This window comes from Rhizobium etli CFN 42 (assembly GCF_000092045.1).
GTDB lineage: Bacteria > Pseudomonadota > Alphaproteobacteria > Rhizobiales > Rhizobiaceae > Rhizobium > Rhizobium etli.
The window spans coordinates 857,133-877,951 of the sequence record NC_007761.1 but is presented as its reverse complement, the minus strand read 5'-3'; the positions used below and the strand labels follow the sequence as shown (position 1 = coordinate 877,951).

The 20,819-nt window shown below is 62.4% G+C and carries 18 protein-coding genes; 7 read left to right on the top strand and 11 right to left on the bottom strand.

Features of this window, described 5'->3' with window-relative positions:
• Position 1 precedes the first annotated feature (1 nt).
• Together rsmD and RHE_RS04205 are read right to left on the bottom strand one after the other, a co-directional pair.
• Positions 2 to 562 (bottom strand): 16S rRNA (guanine(966)-N(2))-methyltransferase RsmD, encoded by a 561-nt coding sequence (rsmD, locus tag RHE_RS04210; protein WP_011424185.1) that lies wholly within the window; start codon positions 560 to 562, stop codon positions 2 to 4.
• Positions 543 to 2,429 (bottom strand): pseudouridine synthase, encoded by a 1,887-nt coding sequence (locus tag RHE_RS04205; protein ID WP_011424184.1) that lies wholly within the window; start codon positions 2,427 to 2,429, stop codon positions 543 to 545. The genes rsmD and RHE_RS04205 overlap by 20 nt, the downstream gene beginning before the upstream one ends.
• A gap of 90 nt (positions 2,430 to 2,519) precedes the next feature.
• Here RHE_RS04205 and RHE_RS04200 point away from each other — a divergent pair, with 90 nt between their 5' ends.
• A complete protein-coding gene (locus RHE_RS04200) occupies positions 2,520 to 2,957 on the top strand; it encodes a nucleoside deaminase (RefSeq protein ID WP_042117973.1) in 438 nt (145 codons plus the stop codon).
• 109 nt (positions 2,958 to 3,066) lie between these two features.
• Here the strand turns inward: RHE_RS04200 and RHE_RS04195 are convergent, their stop codons facing one another.
• The 4 genes from RHE_RS04195 to RHE_RS04180 all read right to left on the bottom strand — a co-directional run bounded on the left by RHE_RS04195 (position 3,067) and on the right by RHE_RS04180 (position 8,864).
• Entirely contained in the window at positions 3,067 to 3,696 is a 630-nt protein-coding gene (locus tag RHE_RS04195; RefSeq protein WP_011424182.1) for a hypothetical protein, read from the bottom strand.
• 131 nt (positions 3,697 to 3,827) lie between these two features.
• Complete coding sequence (ileS, locus tag RHE_RS04190) at positions 3,828 to 6,734, bottom strand: isoleucine--tRNA ligase (RefSeq protein ID WP_011424181.1); 2,907 nt, start codon at positions 6,732 to 6,734, stop codon at positions 3,828 to 3,830.
• A gap of 283 nt (positions 6,735 to 7,017) precedes the next feature.
• On the bottom strand, positions 7,018 to 8,001 hold the full coding sequence (locus tag RHE_RS04185; RefSeq protein ID WP_011424180.1) for a bifunctional riboflavin kinase/FAD synthetase: 984 nt from the start codon (positions 7,999 to 8,001) through the stop codon (positions 7,018 to 7,020).
• Positions 8,002 to 8,015: 14 nt separating this feature from the next.
• A complete protein-coding gene (locus RHE_RS04180; protein WP_011424179.1) occupies positions 8,016 to 8,864 on the bottom strand; it encodes a TIGR01459 family HAD-type hydrolase in 849 nt (282 codons plus the stop codon).
• A gap of 322 nt (positions 8,865 to 9,186) precedes the next feature.
• Here RHE_RS04180 and groES point away from each other — a divergent pair, with 322 nt between their 5' ends.
• Entirely contained in the window at positions 9,187 to 9,483 is a 297-nt protein-coding gene (gene groES / locus RHE_RS04175) for a co-chaperone GroES (RefSeq protein ID WP_004675403.1), read from the top strand.
• Between the two features lie 70 nt (positions 9,484 to 9,553).
• Complete coding sequence (gene groL, locus RHE_RS04170; protein ID WP_011424178.1) at positions 9,554 to 11,191, top strand: chaperonin GroEL; 1,638 nt, start codon at positions 9,554 to 9,556, stop codon at positions 11,189 to 11,191.
• Between the two features lie 477 nt (positions 11,192 to 11,668).
• Here the strand turns inward: groL and RHE_RS04165 are convergent, their stop codons facing one another.
• Positions 11,669 to 11,863 (bottom strand): hypothetical protein, encoded by a 195-nt coding sequence (locus RHE_RS04165; RefSeq protein WP_155249401.1) that lies wholly within the window; start codon positions 11,861 to 11,863, stop codon positions 11,669 to 11,671.
• A gap of 36 nt (positions 11,864 to 11,899) precedes the next feature.
• Here RHE_RS04165 and RHE_RS04160 point away from each other — a divergent pair, with 36 nt between their 5' ends.
• A complete protein-coding gene (locus RHE_RS04160) occupies positions 11,900 to 12,343 on the top strand; it encodes a hypothetical protein (protein ID WP_042117970.1) in 444 nt (147 codons plus the stop codon).
• Positions 12,344 to 12,621: 278 nt separating this feature from the next.
• Here RHE_RS04160 and RHE_RS04155 read toward each other — a convergent pair whose 3' ends face one another.
• Positions 12,622 to 13,332 carry a glutathione binding-like protein gene (locus RHE_RS04155; RefSeq protein ID WP_011424175.1) on the bottom strand — a complete coding sequence of 237 codons (711 nt, stop codon included), beginning with the start codon at positions 13,330 to 13,332 and terminating at the stop codon, positions 12,622 to 12,624.
• Positions 13,333 to 13,544: 212 nt separating this feature from the next.
• Between RHE_RS04155 and RHE_RS04150 the strand changes: the two genes are divergently transcribed.
• Positions 13,545 to 13,982 (top strand): DoxX family protein, encoded by a 438-nt coding sequence (locus RHE_RS04150; RefSeq protein WP_011424174.1) that lies wholly within the window; start codon positions 13,545 to 13,547, stop codon positions 13,980 to 13,982.
• Between the two features lie 78 nt (positions 13,983 to 14,060).
• On the opposite strand, the gene hisG is transcribed toward RHE_RS04150, so the two are convergent.
• From hisG to hisS, 3 genes are all read right to left on the bottom strand, one after another.
• Positions 14,061 to 14,756, bottom strand: coding sequence for an ATP phosphoribosyltransferase (hisG, locus tag RHE_RS04145; protein WP_011424173.1), 696 nt, complete (start codon positions 14,754 to 14,756; stop codon positions 14,061 to 14,063).
• On the bottom strand, positions 14,753 to 15,874 hold the full coding sequence (locus RHE_RS04140) for an ATP phosphoribosyltransferase regulatory subunit (protein ID WP_011424172.1): 1,122 nt from the start codon (positions 15,872 to 15,874) through the stop codon (positions 14,753 to 14,755). Before RHE_RS04140 ends, hisG begins: the two co-directional genes overlap by 4 nt.
• A gap of 231 nt (positions 15,875 to 16,105) precedes the next feature.
• Positions 16,106 to 17,629 (bottom strand): histidine--tRNA ligase, encoded by a 1,524-nt coding sequence (gene hisS, locus RHE_RS04135; RefSeq protein WP_042117966.1) that lies wholly within the window; start codon positions 17,627 to 17,629, stop codon positions 16,106 to 16,108.
• Positions 17,630 to 17,765: 136 nt separating this feature from the next.
• Here hisS and RHE_RS04130 point away from each other — a divergent pair, with 136 nt between their 5' ends.
• The gene (locus tag RHE_RS04130) at positions 17,766 to 18,515 is read left to right on the top strand and encodes a hypothetical protein (RefSeq protein WP_011424170.1); all 750 of its coding nucleotides are present in this window, start codon (positions 17,766 to 17,768) and stop codon (positions 18,513 to 18,515) included.
• A 456-nt stretch (positions 18,516 to 18,971) separates the two neighbouring features.
• Positions 18,972 to 20,804 carry a phospholipase D-like domain-containing protein gene (locus RHE_RS04125; RefSeq protein ID WP_011424169.1) on the top strand — a complete coding sequence of 611 codons (1,833 nt, stop codon included), beginning with the start codon at positions 18,972 to 18,974 and terminating at the stop codon, positions 20,802 to 20,804.
• The last annotated feature ends 15 nt before the right edge of the window (positions 20,805 to 20,819 follow it).

Genomic DNA, 20,819 nt, shown 5'->3' with positions numbered 1-20,819 from the left:
CTTATTGCGGCTGATATCGGAAGAAATGCACCCTCGTATCGCCAAAGATGCGGCTTTCGAGGAAGACATAGGAAGAATGGACGGAAACGACAATGTCGGCGCGTTCTTCAAGCACCGCTATCGCACCCGGTCTCAGCCAGCCGCCAACGGCGGCCGCCGCCATTGCCTTCTCGCCGAGACCTTTGCCATAGGGCGGATCGGCAAAGAGCACGTCGAAAGGCTCGAGGTTGCCGACGCTGCCGAGATCGGTGGCATCGCGGCGCAGGATGCGCGTGCGGCCGTGCAGGCCGAGCGCATCGATATTTTCCCAGAGCAGCGCCCTGCCTTCGACGCTGTTTTCCACGAACAGCGCATGCCGACAGCCGCGCGAGACCGCCTCGAGGCCGACGGCGCCGGTTCCAGCAAAAAGATCGAGGATCCGGGTGCCGTCGACGCATTCCGGATAGGCATGGCTCAAGATGTTGAACAGGCTCTCGCGCGTCCGGTCGGCAGTCGGCCGGATATCGTTGGATTTTGGCACGGCGAGAGGCCGTCCGCGAAACTCACCGCCGACGATCCGCACCGCGCGTCATTCCCTTTCCTCTCGCACCACCTCTGGACAGGCCGCCCGCAGGCCTGTCGCCGCCCGGCCTGTCACTGCCCGGCTTGCCCTTCGGCTTACCGGAGAAACTCTTGGATCCGCCCGGCTTTGCGCCGAATCCCTTGCCGCGAGGCTTGTCGCTGGAAGGCTTGCCGCCTGCGGACTTGCCCGCAAAAGATCGCTCGCCACGCGGGCGCTCGGAGCGCCCCTCGCCGGCAAAGCTTCTGGCTGCCCGCGGACGCTCATCACCCTCCTCGCGCGGCCGGCGATCACCGCGCGGCTTGTCGCCAAAAGGCCGATCTCCACGCGAGGGACGATCGCCGAACGGGCGGTCGCCGCGCGGGCGCTCCGAACGACCCTCGCCGGCGGAGGCCCTGGCGGCACGCGGACGCTCGTCGCCATCCGCACGCGGCCTGCGATCGCCACGTGGCTTGTCGCCGAAGGGCCGCTCGCCTCGCGAAGGACGATCGCCGAAAGAGCGCTTGCGGCTAAAGCCTTCGTCCTCATCCTTGCGGCGGGGCTGTTCGCTCGAGCGGATCCATTCGCCGTCCTCTTCGCGCACGCGATTGATCTGCGTGCGCGGACGATCCTCGATGCGATCGAAAGCATTGGTCTTTGCCGCTGGCTGCTCGCCGCGCCGGCGTGCGGCCTGCGCATTCTTGGCAGCCTTGGCCGCTGCCTTTTCGCCGAGCGGCCGTGCGCCCGGCGCCATCCAGACATTGGCGCTGCGCCGCTGGCCGGGCGGCTGGGAACGCTTCGGCTTGTCGTCATCCTTACGGCCGCCGTCGCGGCGATCGTCATCTCTGCGCCCCGCGCCGCGGCGATCGTCGCGCTTGGTGTCGAGGCGGCTCAGCGCTCGCTCGCGCTTGTCCTCGTCGCGGCGCGGCCGCTCACGCTTCTCCGGCGCCGCAGCCTCAGTCTCTTCCTCGGCGGCAACGGCCGGGGCGTTATAGATCGGCGCGTCGAAATTGGCCTTGGCTTCCTCGATGAGCCGTGGGCCGAGCTGGTCGCGCAGTGTGCGCCCGCGCACTTCGACGACATGGCCTTCAGGCAAGTCGCCGAGCTGGAACGGCCCATAGGAGATGCGGATCAGACGGTTGACGTCGAGGCCGAGAGCGCCGAGCACGTTCTTGATCTCACGGTTCTTGCCTTCGCGAAGACCCATGGTGATCCAGACATTCGAGCCCTGCGTGCGGTCGAGCGTTGCCTCGATCGAGCCGTAGAGCACGCCATCGACGGCGATGCCATCCTTCAGCTTGTCGAGCGCTTCCTGATCGATCTCGCCATGGGCGCGCACACGATAGCGCCTCAACCAGCCCGTCGCCGGCAGTTCGAGGGCGCGGGCAAGACCGCCGTCATTGGTCAGCAGCAGCAGGCCTTCGGTGTTGATGTCGAGGCGGCCGATCGACATGACACGCGGCAATTCTTCCGGCAGGTTGTCGAAAACGGTCGGCCGGCCTTCCGGATCGGCATTGGTGGTCACGAGACCGGCCGGCTTATGATAGAGCCAGAGCCTGGTGCGTTCGATGCCGCGGATCGGCACGCCGTCGACCTCGATCCGGTCGGCAAGCGTGACGTTGACGACGGGCGTGTCGAGAACCTTGCCGTTCAGCGTCACGCGGCCTTCCATGATCATGCGCTCGATGTCGCGGCGGGAGGCGACGCCTGCGCGCGCCATCACCTTGGAAATGCGTTCAGCCTTGGCCTCGCTCTCGGTTTCGGCCGCAGCCGGGGGCGCGGTTGCAGCCTTTGCCGGCTTGGCGTCTCCCGCTTTCAGGCCGGCCTTTGTCCCGCCGTCGCGTGAATAGGGCTTTGCGCCCGGGCGTTTTGGCTTGTCTTTGGATGTCATTTGTTGTTTGCCTGCCTTTTGGGCCTGTCTATCAGGTCACGCATCTGCGGTTAAGTGGAAATTCGTGCGATCGTGAAGACAAATCGTTTCATGGAGATGGCGCTCGAAGAGGCGCGCGCCGCCGGCGAACGCGGCGAAGTACCGATCGGCGCCGTCGTCGTCATCGACGGTATCGCCGTTTCGCGCTCGGGAAACCGCACGCGCGAGCGCAATGACGTGACCGCACATGCCGAAATCGCCGCGATCCGGCTCGCCTGCGAAGCGCTCGGCCAGGAGCGCCTTGCCGGGGCCGATCTCTACGTGACGCTTGAGCCTTGCACCATGTGCTCGGCAGCCATCTCGTTTGCGCGTATCCGCAGGCTCTATTACGGCGCCGAGGACCCGAAGGGCGGCGCCGTCGACAATGGCGTGCGATTCTATGCGCAGCCGACCTGCCACCACGCCCCGGAGGTCTATTCCGGCTTCAACGAGGTTCAGTCGGCTGAAATTCTGCGGACGTTCTTTTCGCAGAAGAGAGAGGCGCTGTAGCCCCGCGCGCACGGCTATCGGCTCTGCGCCGATTGCCCCTCACCCTAACCCTTGCCGGGGTCGAGCCACTGGTCTCGACCCGTCCTTCGGACCCCCGTCGAAGAAGCCGCTACTGCAGGAAGTTCCACCACTGCTTGCCGCTGTTGGCGATCGCAGCGTCCTTCTTGCGCTTCTTCTGCTTCTTGAGCTCCGGCTCGCCGACATCGTCGAGCTTTGCCGGGTCGTCGACGGTGCGGTACCCGGGCGGCGGGTCGGAAATATAGCGGCGCTGATCGACGTAGGAGCCCTTCTGCAGGGCGCGGGCTTCGCGATACGCCTGGGTCTGGGCTTCCGTGGTGCGCCGGCCGCCTTCGATGGCGGAGCTGGCAAGCGGCGAGCGATAGTTCGGATTGTCGGAGTTTGCGTCGGCCTCGGAAACGAGGCGGGCGCGGGTTTCCTCCGGCGACTCAAGCCACTGCGGATTGTCCTTCGTTGCAACCGTCTGCTGCGGGGCAACGAGGGTTTCTCTCTGCCCCTCAGCCGGCAGAACCAGCGTGGGACGCGGCGTGTACTTGACGCCCTTGTTCTTTGGATCCGGCCCGGTCAGCGATACAGACTGGCCGAGGTCATCCGTCAGCTGCTCCATGGCGGTCTTGTCGGTGCCGTAGGTCGGGCTGCTGGCGCAGCTGGACACCAGGGAGCATCCCGCCACCACAACAGACAGGCAGGCGCCCAAACGGAACCAATGCGTTGCGAACATGAAAACCCTTCCAGCCACCGGTGCAATCGTTGCCCAACCGGACAACCGTCCCCCTGACGCAAAAATCCGGCCATTTTCAGGCAGCTTTTACCGGATGAACACCACAAAGGCAATTCACCCGGCAAATATCTTCAGGCGCGGATGCCGAGTTCGCGCAGTGCCGCAGCGTCGCGCGCCGAGACATCAGGATAATCCGGATCGGAGCCGACATCGGTGGTGATGCGCCAGGAGCGCGCGCATTTGACACCTTCGGCGAGCTTCGGCACGACCGCGACATCAGGCACTTCGGCCAGGCGGAAGGCGTCGGCCGGACCGGCATCCGCCTGGATCGTTATGCCCGAGGTGATGCAAACTTCGCTGAAGTCCTGGCCCTCGAGCGCCTTGCGAAGCTCCGCATCGGCGATGTGGACGACCGGCGCCGCTTCCAGCGAGGAGCCGATGCGCTTGTCCTTGCGCTCGATCTCCAGCGCGCCTGTTACAACCGAACGCACGGCGCGGATCTTCTTCCACTTCTCGGCCAGGGCATCGTTGCGCCATTCCTTGGCAACCGGGGCGAACTGCTCCAGATGCACGGAAACGGCGGACGGATTGCGCGACAGCCATGCCTCCTCGGTGGTGAAGGGCAGCATCGGGGCAAGCCAGGTCACCATGCAATCGAAGATCTGGCGGATGACGTGCAGGCTGGCGCGCCGGCGCAGGCTCGACGGCGCGTCACAATAAAGCGCATCCTTGCGGACGTCGAAGTAGAAGGCCGAGAGTTCGACATTGGCGAAATCGATCAGAGCGCGGGCGATCTTCTTGAAGTCGAAAGCATCGTAGTTTTCGCGCACGAGCTGATCGAGTTCGGCCAGCCGGTGCAGCATCAGCTGCTCCAGTTCCGGCAGATCGGCAAGCGCGATTTCCTCGCCCTTGTCGTGGGCCAGCGTGCCGAGCATCCAGCGGATGGTGTTGCGCAGCTTGCGATAGGCGTCGACATTGGTCTGGATGATCGTCTTGCCGACGCGCAGATCGTCGGCATAGTCCGAGGTCATCACCCAGAGGCGCAGGATGTCGGCGCCGGCATCCTTCATCACCTCCTGCGGGGCGGTGACGTTGCCCTTCGACTTCGACATCTTCTCGCCCTTCTCGTCCATGGTGAAACCATGGGTGAGGACGGCGTTATAAGGGGCGCGGCCGCGGGTGGCGGCCGATTCCAAGAGTGAGGAATGGAACCAGCCGCGATGCTGGTCGGAGCCTTCCAGATAGAGATCGGCCGGCCATTTCAAGTCGGGACGATCTTCCAGCGTGAAGGTGTGGGTCGAGCCCGAGTCGAACCAGACGTCGAGAATATCCATGACCTGCGTCCACTTGGCCGGGTCATGCTCGTTGCCGAGGAACCGCTCCTTGGCGCCCTCGGCAAACCAGGCATCGGCGCCCTCGGCGTCGAAGGCATTCAAGATGCGCTGGTTGACGGCATCATCCTTCAGGACTTCGCCGTGCTCATCCACGAAGACGCAGATCGGCACGCCCCATGCCCTTTGACGAGAAAGGACCCAGTCCGGGCGCTGTTCGATCATGGCGCGCAGACGGTTCTGGCCGGCAGCCGGCACAAAACGCGTGTCGTCGATCGCGCTGAGCGCACGGGTGCGCAGCGTCGTGCCGTCAGTTAGCGTCTTGTCCATATAGACGAACCACTGCGGCGTGTTGCGGAAGATCACCGGCTTCTTCGAGCGCCAGGAATGAGGATACTGGTGCTTCAGACGGCCGCGGGCAAAGAGCGCATTACGCTCGATCAGCGCCTTGATGACGCGATCATTGGCATCGCCCTTCCTGCCGTTGTCGTCGATGACACGTCCGCCTTCGAGGCCCGGCGCATCCGATGTGTAGAAGCCGCCGTCGTCGACCGGGAACGGGATCTTGGTCTCGATGCCGCGCGCCTCGATCTCGCGGGCATGCGCGGTCCAGACGTCGAAGTCCTCGCGGCCGTGGCTTGGCGCGGTGTGAACAAAGCCCGTGCCGGCATCGTCGGTGACATGGTCGCCCTCGAGCAGCGGCACGGCGAATTCATAACCGTCGCCGAGCCCCTTCAGCGGATGGGCGCAGCTGATGGCAGCAAGATCGGCAGCCGTAACATCGGCAAGACGCTTGTACTGCAGCTTCGCCTTGACGAAGGACTCCTCGGCCAGCTTATCGGCAAAGATCAGCTTCTCGCCCGGACGGGGCCCGAAATCATTCTCGGCAGCCGTGACTTCATAGAGGCCGTAGGCAACGCGCGAGGAATAGGCGATCGCCCGGTTGCCGGGGATCGTCCAGGGCGTCGTCGTCCAGATGACGACGAAGGCATCCTTCACGCCATCGGGACCTTTCCCGACAGGGAATTTTACCCAGATCGTATCGCTCTCATAGTCGTGATATTCGACTTCGGCTTCGGCCAGCGCGGTGCGCTCGACCACCGACCACATGATCGGCTTGGAGCCGCGATAGAGCTGGCCGCTTGCGGCGATCTTCAAGAGCTCGCCGGCGATGCGGCTTTCCGCGTGGAAATTCATCGTCAGATACGGGTTGTCGAAATCGCCGACGATGCCGAGGCGCTGGAACTCGTCGCCCTGGACCTTGATCCATTTTTCGGCATAGGCGCGGCACTCGCGGCGGAACTCGATCATCGCCGCCGGCTCCTTGAGATCAGGCTTGGCCTTGCCCTTGGCGCGATAGTTCTCCTCCTCGATCTTCCATTCGATCGGCAGGCCGTGGCAATCCCAGCCGGGAACGTAGTTGGCGTCGTACCCGCGCATCTGGAACGAACGGTTGATGACGTCCTTGAGGATCTTGTTCAACGCATGGCCGATATGGATGTTGCCGTTGGCATAGGGCGGCCCGTCGTGCAGGACGAATTTTTCGCGGCCGGCGGCAGAGGCCCGCAGCTTCTTGTAGAGATCCATCTCCTGCCAGCGCTTGACGAGCTCCGGCTCCTTCTGCGGCAGGCCGGCGCGCATGGGGAAATCGGTTTCGGGCAAATAGAGGGTCTTCGAGTAATCGATCTTTTCGGCTGTGTCGGTCATATCGGGACAATCGTTTCTGGCGGCCCGGGAAAGGGGCGCAACGGCGTGAAAAAGCTGGTGACGGAAGCGCTCGTATCCAAGCGCCGAAAACCCGGACCTCCCGGCCGCTTAGCGCGCGCGGAAGGCCGGGCCGATAATTCGTATCGTGATCGCCAGCCGAAATTTTCTCATCGGGCCGGTTCATAGGCGTTTTTGCCGGGAAAAGGAAGAGAAGAATTCTGTGCGATGCGATCCCCCGGCGCCCGCGGTTTTTGCGCTCGAAAGAGGCCGCGCTGACCATGGCTCAGGAAAAGCAAAGCTTCCGGTCGAGTTCGCCGAGCGGCTTGACACCCGCCAGCAGCGCCCTCGCCTCTTCCTCGTCGCGTCTGATCTGGGCGACGAGCGGATCCAGACCATCGAATTTCAGTTCGGGTCGGAGAAAACCGAAGAAGGAGACGGCGCAGAGCTGGCCGTAGAGATCGCCGCTGAAATCGAACAGAAAGGTTTCGAGCAGCGGCGCGCCGTTTTCCGTCACCGTCGGGCGGCGGCCGTAGCTTGCGACCGCATCGTGGAGCGTTCCGTCCTGGCGGCGGAAGCGGACGGCGTAGATGCCGGCCGCAAGCTCGGCCTCCGGCGGCAGGCGCATGTTGGCGGTGGGGAAGCCAAGCTGCCGGCCGAGTTTTTCGCCGTCGATTACCTCGGCCTCGACCGTATAGTGGTAACCGAGCATGCCGGCGACTTCGCTGACCTCACCCTCCTTCAGCAACGCGCGGATATGGCTCGACGAGACGACGTCGGCGTTTTCGTCGCGGAACGCATCGATCAGGGTGACGCCGAAGCCGTAGGTCTGGCCGGCATTCATCAGGAAGGCGGGGCCGCCTTCGCGGTTGCGGCCGAAATGAAAATCGAAACCGGTGACGACTTCGGAGGCGCCGAGCCAGTCCTTCAGGATCGAATGAATGAAATCATCGGCGGAGCGCTGCGAGAATTCATAGTCGAAGGGATATTCGATGACGGCGTTGAATCCCAGCGTTTCCAGGATGCGGGCCTTGAGCGGCGCGGGTGTGAGGCGAAACACCGGCGTCTGCGGTCGGAAGACTGTGCGCGGATGCGGCTCGAAGGTCAGCACGAGAGCGGGAATGCTGCGCGCCCTTGCGATCTCAAGCGCTCGGTTCAGTACCGATCGATGGCCGCGATGCACACCGTCGAAATTGCCGATGGCGATCACCCCGCCTCTGAGATGGGCGGGCAAGGGATCTCGGGTTTCATTGCGGTGGAAGACGGTCATCGGCTGGCTTCTTTTCATGCAAGGCGCGGCATCCACCACTTCGGCGCCGCCTTTTCCCGTTCGAGATAGGCATTGAGGATCGCCTCGTCGGTCTCGCCGTTGAGGGTATATTCCTTGGCGTGGATGCCACCGCTGATGTAGAGGAGGTCGAGGCCGAAATTCAAGGCGCCACGCACATCGGTCGGCATGCCATCGCCGATCGCCAGCACGCGCTCGGTGGGGACATCGCCGCGAAGCTCTCGGGCAGCCGCCAGCGTCGCCTCGTAGATCGGCCTGTGCGGCTTGCCGGCGATGCGGGTCTTGCCGCCGAGCTGCTCGTAATAGGCGGCCATGGCGCCGGCGCAGGGGATGATGCGATGGCCGCGCTCGACGACGAGGTCGGGATTGGCGCAGATCATCGGCACGTCGCGTGCCTGGAAATCCAGAAGCATGTCGGTGTAGTCCTCGGGCTTCTCGGTTTCGTCGTCGAAAAAGCCGGTGCAGACGAGCGACTGCGCCTCGCCGGCCGGCCGGCGCTCAACGCCGATGCCTTCGAGGAGCGCCTTGTCGCGCTCGGGGCCGAGCAGGAAGACCGTCTTCGGTCCTTCGGAAATCAGCCCGCGGGTGACGTCGCCCGAGGTGACGATCCTGTCATAGGCGCCGTCGGGAACGCCGATATGGCGTAGTTGCTCCACCACCTGCCAGGAAAGGCGCGGCGAATTGGTGATCAGCACGACGGCAAGACCGCTCTCGCGCGCCGCCTGAAGGGCGGCAGCCGCCTTCGGAAACGGATCGACGCCGTTGTGAACGACGCCCCAGACATCGCAGAGCACCACATCGTAACGATCTGTTATCTGCGAGAACTTTTCTATCCGCTTGGCCATTCCGATTTCCCGATTGCTTCAGTCCCGGTGACATTGCAAAGGCGCAGGGCGATGGCAAGGCATTTTCTTCGCCGACGCCAATCCTGCACCGACATCAGGAGAGCGCGGATCGTCAAAGCGGGCGGCGGGATGGTTGGTCGATTTTCCGACAAATCTTCGCCCTCTTCACAATTCGGGCACAAAAATTCGTGACTGCTCTCATTGACTCCTTTCGGAGCCATCCCTAAATGCACGTCGCTAGCACTCACCGCAAGGGAGTGCTAACACTCATCCATGTGGGCCGCCCCGGCCCGCGAATGTCATTCGATCGAGGGATTAGACAATGGCAAGCACCAATTTCCGTCCGCTTCACGACCGCGTCGTCGTTCGTCGCGTCGAGTCCGAAGAGAAGACCAAGGGCGGGATCATCATTCCCGACACCGCTAAGGAAAAGCCGCAGGAAGGCGAAATCGTCGCCGTCGGTTCCGGCGCGCGTGACGAGTCCGGCAAGGTCGTCGCACTCGACGTCAAGGCTGGCGACCGCGTTCTGTTCGGCAAGTGGTCCGGCACCGAAGTCAAGATCAACGGCGAAGACCTTCTGATCATGAAGGAAGCCGACATCATGGGCATCATCGGCTGATTGCCGATCCGCTTTCCCGAAATGACTGACGGGCCTTTGCCCGAACAAATCGAATTCAGGAGTCACAAACATGGCAGCTAAAGAAATCAAGTTTGGCCGCACCGCGCGCGAAAAGATGCTGCGCGGCGTCGACATTCTCGCCGATGCAGTCAAGGTCACGCTCGGCCCGAAGGGTCGTAACGTCATCATCGACAAGTCCTTCGGCGCGCCGCGCATCACCAAGGACGGCGTTTCGGTCGCCAAGGAAATCGAACTCGAAGACAAGTTCGAAAACATGGGCGCCCAGATGGTCCGCGAAGTTGCTTCGAAGACCAACGACATCGCCGGCGACGGCACCACGACTGCAACCGTTCTTGCCCAGGCGATCGTTCGCGAAGGCGCCAAGGCCGTTGCCGCCGGCATGAACCCGATGGACCTGAAGCGCGGCATCGATCTCGCCGTCGCCGAAGTCGTCAAGGATCTCCAGGCCAAGGCCAAGAAGATCAACACCTCGGAAGAAGTCGCCCAGGTCGGCACGATCTCGGCAAACGGCGAGCGTCAGGTCGGTCTCGACATCGCTGAAGCCATGCAGAAGGTCGGCAACGAAGGCGTCATCACCGTTGAAGAAGCCAAGACCGCCGAGACCGAACTCGAAGTCGTCGAAGGCATGCAGTTCGACCGCGGCTACCTCAGCCCCTACTTCGTCACCAACCCGGAAAAGATGATCGCCGACCTCGAAGACGTCTTCATTCTCCTCCACGAGAAGAAGCTCTCGAACCTGCAGTCTATGCTCCCGGTTCTCGAAGCCGTCGTCCAGACCGGCAAGCCGCTCCTCATCATCGCTGAAGACGTCGAAGGCGAAGCGCTTGCAACGCTCGTCGTCAACAAGCTGCGCGGCGGCCTCAAGATCGCTGCCGTCAAGGCTCCTGGCTTCGGCGACCGCCGCAAGGCCATGCTTGAAGACATCGCCATCCTGACGGGCGGCACTGTCATCTCCGAAGACCTCGGCATCAAGCTCGAGAGCGTCACGCTCGACATGCTCGGCCGTGCCAAGAAGGTTTCGATCTCCAAGGAAAACACCACGATCGTCGACGGTTCGGGCGCCAAGTCCGACATCGAAGGCCGTGTTGCCCAGATCAAGGCCCAGATTGAAGAAACCACCTCCGACTACGACCGCGAGAAGCTGCAGGAACGCCTTGCCAAGCTCGCCGGCGGCGTTGCCGTCATCCGCGTCGGCGGCTCGACGGAAGTCGAAGTGAAGGAAAAGAAGGACCGCATCGACGACGCCCTCAACGCGACGCGCGCTGCCGTTCAGGAAGGCATCGTACCGGGCGGCGGCGTTGCCCTGCTCCGTTCTTCCGTCAAGATCTCGGCCAAGGGCGTCAACGACGACCAGGAAGCCGGCATCAACATCGTTCGCCGCGCTCTGCAGGCTCCGGCCCGCCAGATCGCTGAGAACGCTGGCGACGAAGCCTCGATCGTTGTCGGCAAGATCCTCGACAAGGATCAGGACAACTACGGCTACAACGCTCAGACCGGCGAATATGGCGACATGATCGGCATGGGCATCATCGACCCGGTCAAGGTCGTTCGCACCGCCCTGCAGGATGCCGCTTCCGTTGCATCGCTGCTGATCACCACCGAAGCCATGATCGCCGAGCTGCCGAAGAAGGACGCTCCGGCTATGCCGGGCGGCATGGGCGGCATGGGCGGTATGGACATGATGTGATAGGCCAAAGGCCTTTCACAGCATCGTCCATGAAACCGCCCATCATTTAAGATGGTTCAGCGCGTCAAGCGCGCTGAACTGGCGGTATGGACATGATGTGATAGGCGAAGCCTGCACTCCTTCCGGCATCCGGAACAGGAAGGGCGGCCCTCGGGTCGCCCTTTTTCTTTGCCGTCGGCTTCGCTCGAAATGATTCGATCCGTTGCGCTCGATTTTGTGCCGGGCATCGCATTTGTCGGCGGACCAAGCTTTCCCGAGGCTTGCGCCCCCGCTCGTTTTTCTCTGACGCAACATGCGGGAGATCGTCGTCTTGCGGCGGATGTATCTCGCGCCAAGTGGGATGAAACGGAGGAAAAGCGGCGAAAATTGAGCTCCCGGCCTCCATTCTCGCCATGCAGCGCGGGGATGCCGACATTTCCCAAACGGATCTCGATCCGAACACCCCTTAAAAAGCCGTTGCCGTTTGCGGAAAAGTTCCTATAAATCCGCACTGCAATTGAAGCGCGCCGGCGATGATTTCGCTGTCAGACGAGCGCGGAAGGCGATGCCAGAATAGTCGGTTTCGAAGGGCTCCTGTTCGGAGACCGGGGTGGCCGCGGCAATGATCGCCGGCATGGGCGCGGGCATTAGGCCCGCCGCCGCATAAGCCTGTTTCTTGTGTTTGCCGAGCATGTGGCGGAGGAGCCGCATGCGTACGAGGGAACGTCCGTGTTCAAGATTGCCAAAGCCAATGCAGCCGTACCATTCATGCCCGGCTCGATGAACGACAATAATCACCGCGAGATGCTGGCGCAGTTTTCCGTTTCCGAGAGCTGGACTGGAGATCTGTCGAGCGGCGTGCTCCGGCTCGGTAAATGGAGCGCGATGCTGCACGGCCTCTCGGCCGAAGAATGTGGGCTGCTGAACCTGATACGCTGCTACAACACCAAAGATCGCAGCCATGTGCTGGAACTGTTCGAGCAGGCGGCGACGCACTGCTCTTCCTTCTGCTTCTCGACGACGATCATCATGCCGAACGGCTTGCGCCAGCCACTCTTCTGCATGGGCGAGTCGAACGGGCTTGAGGAGAAATACAGCGGCAGCATGGCCGGCGTCTTCGTCTTTCCGCGCTTCAAGCTGGAAGGTGCAAGGCAGATCGCCAACCGGCAATAGTATAGGCAGCAGGGCGGGAAAACGCCTACTGCGCCGCCCATCGCCGTAGTTACTCCGGGAGCCCCTCGATCCTCCTTCACCCAACGCCCCTCACCCTAACCCTCTCCCCGTTTTGACGGGGAGAGGGGACGTGCCACCCGAGAGGCCTGTGGGGGACAGAGAGGTCGCGGCACATCCCCTTCTCCCCGCAGGCGGGGGTCCGAAGGACGGGTCGAGACCTGGCTCGACCCCGGTTGGGTTCCGGCAGGCGGATGAGGCAGGCGATCTCTCGCCGTCGGCTATTCCGGCTTGACCGGAATATTGAGCCCCCTGGCGCTGGCCGGACGGGTGATGCAGCGCTCCAGCCAATCGGAGACGGCGGGGAATTTCGCATATTCGAGAATCTCACGGCCGCCATAGAAGATGTCGGCGCCGCGAACCCAGGTGAAAGTGGTGATGTCGGCGATCGTATATTGATCGCCCATGATCCATTGACGACCCTTCAGGCGGCCTTCGAGCACGCCGAGCAGCCGTTTGGATTCGTCGCGGTAGCGCTCCACCGGATAGGAATTGTTGGCAACCTTGTCGGCGGCGGATTTGTAGAAATGGCCGAACTGACCGAGCATCGGGCCGATGCCCGCCATCTGGAAAAACACCCATTGAATGCATTCATAGCGGCCGGCGGCATCGGCGGGGATGAGCCTCCCGATCTTTTCCGCGAGATAGAGCAGGATGGCGCCGGATTCGAACAGGCCGATCGGTTTACCATCCGGCCCGTTCGGATCAATGATCGCCGGAATACGGCCGTTCGGATTGAGGGATTCGAATTCCGGCGACTTCTGTTCGTTGGCGGCGAAGGAAATATAATGCGGCTCATAGGCGAGTCCGAGCTCTTCGAGGGCGACGGATACCTTGACCCCGTTCGGCGTCTGCAGCGAATAGAGTTGGATGATGTCGGGATTTTTCGCCGGCCAGCGCTTCGTGATCGGGAAAGCGGAAAGATCTGCCATCGGAGTCTCCATGTTAAGCGCCGACCATAAAAGACGGGGATCGGCAAAGGCAAGCGGCGGCAGCCAAGGACATTGTTCAACATTGTTGAACGAAGTGTCCCCCTCCGTTTATCTTTTCATAAGTAAAGAAAAAGGCGACATAGACGACACCGAGGTCCAAACGGTGCCGGGGCACCAAGATCTCCACAGCCATTTAAACGGAGACAACGTCCATGTCGAACAACGTCCTCATCCTGATTGCCCGCGTCCTGCTTTCCTTCATGTTTATCTTCGCCGGCTTCGGCAAGATCACCGATCCGGCTTCCACCGCCGGCATGATCGCCGGCGCCGGCCTTCCGGCCGCTACCGCGCTCACCTATCTTGCCGGCCTCTTCGAACTTGCAGCCGGCCTTGCCGTTCTCGTCGGCTTCCAGGTGCGCATCGTCGGCTGGCTGCTTGCCGTCTTCTGCGTCTTCACCGGCTTCGTCTTCCACTTCTCGGCGATCAACGTTCCGGATTTCCCGGCTGCCGCCAACGCCTGGCTCAGCGGCCTGAACTTCGTCAACTTCCTGAAAAACATCACGCTGGCCGGCGCCTATATCATGCTCGCCACCATTGGCGCAGGCGCCTACTCGCTCGACGCCCGCCGTGGTGCCTACGCTGCCGCCTGATAGAACAGACATCCTCCCAAACATACAAAACCCGCCGTCATCCGACGGCGGGTTTTGCTTGTGGCCTGATGGCCGAAATCAGAGAGCGGCGCGCACCGCGTCGATAATCGCCTGCACGACGGGTTCATCGGCATGGCTTTCCTTGCGGGCGCGCACAAGGCAGGCCTGCGAATGCAGGATGACGCCGTCCTGAAGCACCTTCAGATGGTTGGCGCGCAGCGTCGAGCCGGTAGAGGTGATATCAACAATGATATCGGCCGAGCCGGCGGCCGGCGCGCCCTCGGTGGCACCGAGGCTTTCGACAATGCGATAAAGCTGGATGCCGTGCTGGCTCGAAAAGAACTGCTGGGTCAGGCGCCAATATTTGGTGGCGATGGCTAAGCGCCTGGAGTGGCGGGCGCGGAAATCGGCGGCGACATCGCCGAGATCGGCCATGGTGTCGACATCGAGCCAGATCTCGGGCACCGCGACGACGACATCGGCATGGCCGAAGCCGAGACGGGCACAGAATTCGACGCGCTTGTCGACCTCGGCAAAGCCTTCCCGCATCAGATCCTCGCCGGTGACGCCGAAATCGACGGTGCCGTTGCCGAGTTCACGGGAGATTTCGGAGGCCGAAAGGAAGGCCACCTCGACATCGTCCCAGCCTTCGACGCGGCCGCGATAGGAGCGGTCGTTGCCGACGGCCGTTATCGTCATGCCCGCCCGCTCGAAGATCGCCGAAGCGTCATCCTTCATCCGGCCCTTGGAGGGAAGCGCAATGGTGATGGTCATGCGGCTGCCCTTTCGGTTTCGATGCGGTCGAGCCAGAAGGAGAAGCCGACAGCCGGAATGCGGTCCATGGCGCCAAGGAAGGTCAACAGCCGGTCGAAGCGGCCGCCGCCGGCCAGAACCGCGCTCGAGCCTTCCACCGTCACCTCGAAGACGAGGCCGGTGTAATAATCGAGCGGACGCCCGAAAGCGGCGCGATAATCAAGGCAGGACAGATCGACGCCGGCATCGGCGAGGGCGCCGACGCGACCATTGAAACGCGACAGCGCATTGCCGAGCTTCAAGCCGGCAGCATCGGCAAAACCGGCGAGCGCCGCCGACGCATTGACGAGCGGCACGTGCAGCGACAGGAACTCTTCCAGTACATGGAAGGCCGCATCGTCGAGACGCGTTTCGGACAGGATGAGCTTTTCCTTGAGCCGCCGGGCGATCTCCAGCGGCGAGCGGCTGGCATTGGTCGAATAGCCGGTCGCCTGCATTTCCTGCTCGATATGGGCGATCAGCGCCTGTTCGTCGCCTGATGCGATAAGCCTGGCGATATCGTCATCCAGCCCGGTGACGAATTGCGGACTGACGAGACCGGCCAGCAGCGCTTCCAGCTGCGTCATATTGCCGAAGGCATGGATCAGCCGCTTCTGCCAGCCGAGCGGCAGGCCGAGCGCCTGGACGACCGCCTCGAACACCGCCTGGTCGCCCAACGTCACCGACAGGCGCCGGCCCGGCAGCAGGCGGGCGAGAATGCCGGTGGCATCGCCGATTGCGCGGGCGTCGGCGCTTGGTATGTTGATATCGCCGAGATCCTCGATGCCGGCCTGATAAAATTCATTGGCCCCGTCGCGGCGCTGGCGGAAGACCTCGCCGAGATAGGCGTAACGCTTGGGCGTGCCGGTCGCGGTTTCGATGTGGCGCAGACAGACGGGGATGGTGAATTCGGGACGCAGGCAGAGGCTGGCCCCGGTTTCGCTCTCGGTCATGAAGATACGCCGACGCAGATCCTCGCCGGCAATATCGAGGAAGGGCTCGGCCGGCTGAATGACAGGCGTATCGATGCGCTCGGCGTTGCGGGCGTCGAATTCGGAAAGCAGCTCAGTAGCAAATTCGGGGAGGTTGATCAGGGGCATGCCGCACTCCAAACGGTAGGCGAAGAGCTTGTCGCAACGTACACCCCTCTGCCCTGCCGGGCATCTCCCCCACAAGGGGGGAGATCGGCAAGACGCGCCTGCTTTCCGAAATACTGAGCATTGGCCAAGCGGCTTCGGCCACTTAAGAGGTTTGATGAGGGCAAGAGCCCGCTGCTATCCGATCTCCCCCCTTGTGGGGGAGATGCCCGGCAGGGCAGAGGGGGGTATGCCTCAGACATCGCCGCCCGCCCTCTTCCGATCGCCCGCGTGCGCGGCAAGGATCTCCCTCACCTTGGCGACGAGGTCGGCTTCCGGCACGGTTTCCTGCGCCACGCGGGCTTCGCGCCAGCTGGCATTGTCCTCGATCTCGCCGGCAAGCCGCTTGCCCTCGATCAGGTCCTTGATCTGCACGACGCCCTCAGCGCGCTCGTCGCCGCCCTGGATGATAGCGACGGGGCAGCCGCGGCGATCGGCGTATTTCAGCTGGTTGCCGAACTTCTTCCAGTTGCCCTGGAACATCTCGGCGCGGATGCCGGCGGCTCGCAGATCCTGGGTCATCTTCTGATAGCGGCCCATCGCCTCGACGTCGCCATCCATGACGGTCACCAGCACCGGCTCGATCACTTCGCTCGCCCCGAGCTTGCCGAGGTTCTTGAGCGCCGTCATCAGTCTTGAGACGCCGATCGAAAAGCCGGTCGCCGGCACCGGCTGGCCCATGAAGCGCGAGACCAGGCCGTCATAACGGCCGCCGCCGCCGACCGAGCCGAAGACGACCTTCTCGCCCTTCTCGTTGGTGACGTCGAAAAGAAGCTCCGCCTCATAGACCGGGCCGGTATAATATTCGAGGCCGCGCACGACCGACGGATCGATCTTGATGCGGTCGGAACCATAACCGGCACTCGCAACCAGCGCACCAATGAAATTCAGCTCCTCGACGCCTTCGGCGCCTTTCGACGCGCCGGCGACGAGTTCGGCGAGGCGGCCGGCGCTTTCGGCGTAATCCTTGATGCCGACGAAGAACAGAACCTTGTCGATCTGTTCCTGGTTGAGGCCGGCGCCCTTGGTGAAGTCGCCGGATTCATCCTTGCGGCCGGGACCGAGCAGCAGGGCCACGCCTTCCGGGCCGAACTTGTCGAGCTTGTCGATGGCGCGTAGCACGTTGAGCCGCTGGCCCGCCTTGTCGTCGCCACCGAGGCCGATCGCCTCCAGCACGCCGTCCAGGACCTTGCGGTTGTTGACGCGGATGACATAGTCGCCGCGCTTGATGCCGAGGGCTTCAAGCGTATCGGCCATCATCATGCACATTTCGGCGTCGGCCTGAACGCCGGGCGCCCCGACCGTATCGGCATCGAACTGCATGAATTGACGGAAACGGCCGGGGCCCGGCTTCTCGTTGCGGAAGACGTAGCCGGCGCGGTAGGTGCGATAGGGGAGATGGATCTCGTTGAAATTCTCGGCGACATGGCGGGCGAGCGGCGCCGTCAGGTCGTAACGCAGCGACATCCATTGCTCGTCGTCGTCCTGCAGCGAGAAGACGCCCTCGTTCGGCCGGTCGCTGTCGGGCAGGAACTTGCCGAGCGCATCGGTATATTCGAACAGCGGCGTTTCCACGGGATCGAAACCATAATGCTCATAGACTTCCCGGATCTTCGCCGTCATCTCGTTGACGGCACGGATATCGCCGGCAGCCCGGTCGACGAAGCCGCGCGGCAGGCGGGCCTTGAGCTTTTGCGGTTTCTTCTGCTTGTCGTTCATTTCCGGGAATTCCGCTGACTGTGACAGTGGCGGTGTCCTAGCGGATTGGGCGGGGAGCGGCAAGGGTGAAGGGTCTTGATGTCGCTGCCAGAATCGATTGAACGAGGATATCCATCCGAAACCCGGGATATGCATCATGATGGCTGAAGCGCTTCTCTATGCCGCGACATGGCCGCTGACCGGCAAGCCGCATCGAAAGTTCATCCGCTATTCCGTCAATCTCTGGTCGCGGGCCGGGCGTTGCGCTCGCGACTGGGCCGACCATGAAGAGATGAGCCGCAAAGCGATCCGTGCTGCGACGGCCGATCTCAGGCAGAAGCGGACCGCCGTCGTGCTCGGTTCCGGCCTGCTGCGCGACGTGCCGATCGAAGAGCTGGCGCGCGATTTCGACACCGTCGTGCTCATCGACCTCGTTCATCTCGCCTCGGTGCGGCTATCGGCCAAGCGCTATCGGAATATCCGGCTGATCGAGCGCGATCTTTCCGGCTATGACGAGCTCGCGGCCGGCAGAGAGCCGGAACCGCTCGGCTTCCTGCGTACCGTGCCCTATCTCGATTTCGTGGTTTCGGCCAATCTCCTGTCGCAGATCGGCCGCGGCGTGAAACGGCGCTACGAAGCCGAGGCCGCCGGAATGCCTGCCGATACGGTGGAAAGGCTGATCGCGGCGCATCTGGCCGGGCTTTCGGGTCTTGCCTGCCGTCATTGCCTGGTGACCGATATCGCCTATGCCGTCATCGACCGCAACGGCAAGACGCATGAGGAGGCCGACCTGCTGCACGGCGTTTCGCCGCCACCGGCAAAAGCCACCTGGACATGGCCGGTCGCGCCGCTCGGCGAGGAGAGCCGGAATTACCGGATCGAGCATAAGGTCATGGCGGCCGGGTGAGACACCAGACCGCGACTGACAAGAATCGCCGCCGGCCTTCCCATATGAAACGACATGCGCACCTTCAGATGGCCGTCACGCATATGCCTGATGCGGCGGGCACGGCCGAGCGCTTGAAAGACCCCTGCTCTACCGGCAACGCCGCGCATATGCCGCTTTGCAGCGCCGCCGGCCATTGCGGTCGTCGACAGCGCAAAGCCTGTTCTCGCCGATTGCCGACATGAAAGCCTGGCTCAAGGCCCACGGCAAGTAGTCGATCTTACGTGAGAAGGGGAACGCCAGACCTGTCAGGCGTTCCCAGTCGGCTGATAAAGTCGGCAATTGACTAATAGTTTTTGACATTTAAAGTTGCACCCAAGGATAGTTCCCAGCCCGCATCCGCACCATTTTCTGCATATTTCATTCACCGCATATCTCGCCTGTTGCATTCTCGAATCCCAACGGAGGCTGCTCACAATGCGTGTCCATGCGTCTTCTCCTGACAATAAGCTGCAGGTTTTTGCCATCGCCGGAACGAAGGCAATCCTGTTGGCGATGAATATGGATGACAGCCTTCTGCAGGGCTTTCACGGCTTTGCCTTTCGCCGCCGCGTCGCGAATGGGCAGTGGGAATGGCTGACCGGCCTCAAGGTGTTCGTGGACGTGTTTCCGGAGGGCGGTCCCGTCATCAAGAAAGGCAAGGTCGGGCGCTTTCCCACCAACGAACATCCGATCCAGAGCTTTTTGTGGAGCGATTACCGCGCCTCACCAGGGACGAAATATGAATTCGAGATCTCGGCCATGTTCGGCCCGATCGCCAAGCTGGAGGCGTATTACGCGGCCACGCTTGCCATCACCACCGAGCAAGAGGACGACGGCAAGCACGGCATCTGGTTCAATCTCGGCGCCATCGCCAGCCAGGCCTTTGCCGAAAAATTCGGCAACAAGCCGCTGTCGGATGCGGATTACAACGATCCCGATAACGAGGAGGTCGCGTTTCTATCGCGCGGCCTGCTGGAAGCCTGCATCGAATTCATCAGGGAAACGCCTGCAGGCGATGCACTGCGCATCGTCGCCTACGAGTTCACCTTTAAGCGCATATTGCTGGAGCTGAAGGCGGCGTTGGAGCGCGGGGTCGACGTCAGGATCGTCTATCACGCCACCACGGCGAACGAGAAGGCGATTGCTGATGCGAAATTGCCGGAGAACTCGAAAGGCGTGCAGATCCTTTTCAAGCGGACCCGACCTCAGACGCCGCACAACAAGTTCATCGTCAGGCTCAAGAAGGGAAAGACGCCGGTCTCCGTCTGGACCGGTTCCACCAATTTCACGCCCTCGGGTTTTCTCGGGCAGACGAATGTCGGCCACAAGGTCACCGACGGCGACATTGCGAAAATCTATCTGCAGCTCTGGGAGGGGCTGAAGGCCGACCCTGATGATTTCGACGCGACGCAGGCGGCTATGGCATTGACGCCCAATCCGGCAAATGTCGTCGGTACCGGAACGACGCTGGTTTTTTCCCCGCGGCCAAGCCCTAAGATGCTCGACTGGTACGGTCATCGCGCCGCCGATGCGGTCAATGCGGTGATGTTCACGGCAGCCTTCAAGGTAGACGAACGAATCCTCAGCGCGCTCGCCGATACCGACACGTCGATGCGCTTCATTCTTCTCGAACAGCCGCCGAGCGCGGAAGTCCAGGCTGCCAGGAGGGCCAATCCGGCCGACCTCGAACTGTCCTACGGGGCGATCCTTGGAAAGACCAAGATGCTCACGGAGGAGCGAACCGGCCGTGATGCGACGGGCAAGAAGGTGACGAAGATCGTTCCGATCCCGAACTTCAAGATCGAGAAGTGGTTTCTGAAGGAAGAGCTAGAACGCCAGTCCGGCGACGGCTTCGTCTTTTACGTCCACACCAAATTCCTGCTGGTCGATCCCTTCTCCGACGATCCCCTGGTGTGCACCGGATCGGCCAATTTCTCCGGCGCGTCGCTAACCTCAAACGACGAGAATATGCTGCTGATTCGCGGCGACACGCGTGTTGCCGATATTTATCTCACCGAATACGACCGGGTCTTCCGCCACTTCTATTCCCGCGACGTCATCAACGACATCGCAAAGAAGGGCGGCCCGGTGAACGTCGGCAAACTCGATCCCACCGACAAGTGGTGGCAGCCCTATTACGACGCCAAGCTCGCCAAGTCGCACAAGCGCCGCATGTTCTTCGAAGATCCGAAAAAACATTGGATCGAGAGTGCCACCCAGGATGGGAATGTGTTTGCCAAGGAAAAGCCGCTGAAAAAGCCTCAGTAAACTGCGGCTGCCCCT

Bases quoted from the DNA above. Each gene is read 5' to 3' on its own strand.
- RHE_RS04205 (WP_011424184.1), bottom strand. From the start codon at position 2,429: ATGACATCCAAAGACAAGCCAAAACGCCCGGGCGCAAAGCCCTATTCA.
- RHE_RS04200 (WP_042117973.1), top strand. From the start codon at position 2,520: ATGGAGATGGCGCTCGAAGAGGCGCGCGCCGCCGGCGAACGCGGCGAA.
- RHE_RS04195 (WP_011424182.1), bottom strand. From the start codon at position 3,696: ATGTTCGCAACGCATTGGTTCCGTTTGGGCGCCTGCCTGTCTGTTGTG.
- ileS (WP_011424181.1), bottom strand. From the start codon at position 6,734: ATGACCGACACAGCCGAAAAGATCGATTACTCGAAGACCCTCTATTTG.
- RHE_RS04185 (WP_011424180.1), bottom strand. From the start codon at position 8,001: ATGACCGTCTTCCACCGCAATGAAACCCGAGATCCCTTGCCCGCCCAT.
- RHE_RS04180 (WP_011424179.1), bottom strand. From the start codon at position 8,864: ATGGCCAAGCGGATAGAAAAGTTCTCGCAGATAACAGATCGTTACGAT.
- groES (WP_004675403.1), top strand. From the start codon at position 9,187: ATGGCAAGCACCAATTTCCGTCCGCTTCACGACCGCGTCGTCGTTCGT.
- groL (WP_011424178.1), top strand. From the start codon at position 9,554: ATGGCAGCTAAAGAAATCAAGTTTGGCCGCACCGCGCGCGAAAAGATG.
- RHE_RS04165 (WP_155249401.1), bottom strand. From the start codon at position 11,863: ATGCTCGGCAAACACAAGAAACAGGCTTATGCGGCGGCGGGCCTAATG.
- RHE_RS04155 (WP_011424175.1), bottom strand. From the start codon at position 13,332: ATGGCAGATCTTTCCGCTTTCCCGATCACGAAGCGCTGGCCGGCGAAA.
- RHE_RS04150 (WP_011424174.1), top strand. From the start codon at position 13,545: ATGTCGAACAACGTCCTCATCCTGATTGCCCGCGTCCTGCTTTCCTTC.
- hisG (WP_011424173.1), bottom strand. From the start codon at position 14,756: ATGACCATCACCATTGCGCTTCCCTCCAAGGGCCGGATGAAGGATGAC.
- RHE_RS04140 (WP_011424172.1), bottom strand. From the start codon at position 15,874: ATGCCCCTGATCAACCTCCCCGAATTTGCTACTGAGCTGCTTTCCGAA.
- hisS (WP_042117966.1), bottom strand. From the start codon at position 17,629: ATGAACGACAAGCAGAAGAAACCGCAAAAGCTCAAGGCCCGCCTGCCG.
- RHE_RS04130 (WP_011424170.1), top strand. From the start codon at position 17,766: ATGATGGCTGAAGCGCTTCTCTATGCCGCGACATGGCCGCTGACCGGC.
- RHE_RS04125 (WP_011424169.1), top strand. From the start codon at position 18,972: ATGCGTGTCCATGCGTCTTCTCCTGACAATAAGCTGCAGGTTTTTGCC.